Raw genomic sequence first — 563 nt, forward strand, 5'->3', positions numbered from 1 at the left:
GTCCATGGCGATGGTCAAGAAGGCCGCGGCCCTGGCAAATCATGAACTGGGGCTTCTGTCTGAAGATAAGGCGCTCGCGATTTCGGGAGCCTGTGACGACCTCATCGCGTTGAAGGGGATCGACGAGAACTTTCCCGTGGACATGATGCAAGGCGGTGCTGGAACGTCCACCAACATGAATGTCAACGAGGTCATCGCCAACCTGGCCCTCATGAGGCTAGGGGCCGATATTGGCGACTACTCGAGGATGCACCCAAACGACGACGTCAACCTCTCCCAGTCGACGAACGACGTTTATCCGACCGCCATTCGCCTGACCGTCCTGCGCGCCTGCGAGGGGCTTGTGTCATCGCAGGTTTGCCTGCGCGACGCCTTTCGAGCCAAGGCAGTTCAGTACGGCAGTGCTTTGAAGGTAGGCAGGACCCAGCTTCAGGATGCGGTGCCGATGATGGTCGGACAAGAGTTCGAAGCGTTTGCAGAGCTCATCGATGAGGACATCGTTCAAGTCCAGCTGGCATCAAGGCTGCTCAAGGAAGTCAACCTTGGGGGATCCGCGATTGGTA

The 563-nt window shown here is 58.1% G+C and carries 1 protein-coding gene; it reads left to right on the forward strand.

Going from position 1 to position 563, the window contains the following annotated elements; all coding sequences use genetic code 11:
• Positions 1-563, forward strand: a 563-nt coding sequence (locus tag EN750_RS38175) for a lyase family protein (protein ID WP_245482953.1), incomplete at both ends; no start/stop codon positions are given.

The sequence above is a fragment of the Mesorhizobium sp. M7A.F.Ca.ET.027.03.2.1 genome (assembly GCF_003999175.1).
GTDB lineage: Bacteria > Pseudomonadota > Alphaproteobacteria > Rhizobiales > Rhizobiaceae > Mesorhizobium.